Source organism: Streptomyces alkaliphilus (genome assembly GCF_014141535.1).
In the GTDB taxonomy this organism is placed as follows: Bacteria; Actinomycetota; Actinomycetes; order Streptomycetales; family Streptomycetaceae; genus Streptomyces; species Streptomyces alkaliphilus.
In genome coordinates this window covers 1-1,475 of the sequence record NZ_VKHT01001133.1, presented here as the reverse complement: position 1 = coordinate 1,475, position 1,475 = coordinate 1, and the positions used below count along the sequence as shown (strand labels likewise).

General features: G+C 74.0%; 2 protein-coding genes. One reads left to right on the top strand and one right to left on the bottom strand.

The window, feature by feature from the left end; translation table 11 throughout:
- The coding region (locus FNQ90_RS22915) for a GNAT family N-acetyltransferase (RefSeq protein ID WP_182608094.1) at positions 1-206 on the top strand (206 nt) is incomplete at its 5' end.
- A 109-nt stretch (positions 207-315) separates the two neighbouring features.
- Here FNQ90_RS22915 and FNQ90_RS22910 read toward each other — a convergent pair.
- Positions 316-1,475, bottom strand: a 1,160-nt coding sequence (locus FNQ90_RS22910) for a S1C family serine protease (protein WP_182608093.1), incomplete at its 5' end; no start/stop codon positions are given.

Sequence of the window (1,475 nt, the reverse complement as noted above, 5' to 3'; positions counted from 1 at the left end):
GACAGGGGGTGGGTGGTGCCCTCCTGGCCCACGGCCTGGAGCGCGCCGATCGCGAGGGCCTGCCGTCCTATCTGGTCTCGTCCAACGAGCACAACCGTCGCCTCTACCGGCGCCACGGGTTCGGGGACGGCCCGATCATCGAGGGTTCGCGCGTCGCGGCCCCGATGGCGATGCTGCGCGAGCCGATGGCCCCCGGAGCCGGCTGACCGCCCCCGGGCCCCGGACGCACGCCGTCCCCGTGTCCGCCGGAGCGGGCACGGGGACGGGAACGTCATCCGGGGTGACCGGGGACCGGCGGGCCGGCCCGGTTCCGGATCAGTCCTGGTCGCCGACCCGGGAGTCGAGGGTGATCTCCACCGTCTCCTCGGAACCGCCGCGCACGTAGGTGAGCTCGACCGTGTCGCCCGGCTCGTAGGTCCAGATCTCGCTGATCAGGGTGGGACCGCTGTCGATCACCCGGTCGCCGAAGCCGACGATGGTGTCGCCCGGCTCCAGTCCGGCCTCGGCGGCCGGCCCACCGGGCACGACGGCGGAGTCGGCCGGCGCGTCGGTGACGATCCGGGCGCCGTTGGTGCCGCTCTCGGTCATGTCGACGGAGATGCCGATGACCGCGTACACCGGCTCACCGCTCTCGATCAGGTCCTGTGCCACGCGCCGGGCCTGGTTGACCGGGATGGCGAAGCCCAGGCCGATGCTGCCGGCGGCCTGTCCCAGGCCGCCGGAGGTGGACTGGATGGCGGAGTTGACGCCGATGACGGCACCGTTGGAGTCCAACAGCGGCCCACCGGAGTTGCCGGGGTTGATGGAGGCGTCGGTCTGCAGCGCGCTGAGGTAGGAGGCCCGGCCGCCCATGCCGTCGCTGGAGGCGACGGGCCGGTTCTTGGCGCTGATGATGCCGGTGGTGACGGTGCCGGAGAGCCCGTAGGGGGCACCGATGGCGACGGTGGTGTCGCCGACGATCACCTCCTCGGAGTCGCCCAGCGGCAGCGGTGTCAGGTCGCGGTCCTCGGCGCCGACCAGGCGCAGCACGGCGATGTCGTAGCCCTGCGCGCCGCCGACCAGCTCGGCCTCGTAGGTCTCCCCGTCGGAGAAGGTGGCGGTCAGGGTGCCGTTGCCGGCGGCGGTGGCGACGACGTGGTTGTTGGTCATGATGTGGCCCTCTTCGTCGTAGACGAAGCCGGTGCCGGTACCGCCCTCGCGGTCGCCCTCGGCCTGAATGGTGACCACGCTGGGCAGCGCCGCCTCGGCGATGGCCGCGACGGAGTCGGGGGCCCGCTCCACCCGCTGACTGGACTCGGTGACGGCGGGCGCGGCGCCGCGCCCGGTGGTGTCCCCGGCGTTGCGGTCGGCGACCAGGTATCCCAACCCGCCGCCGATGCCGCCGGCCAGGAGCGCGACGGCGAGGACCGCGGCGATCAGGCCGCCGACGCCCCGGCGCCTCGGGGGCGGGGGCGGGGCGGCGAAGGTGTGCCAGG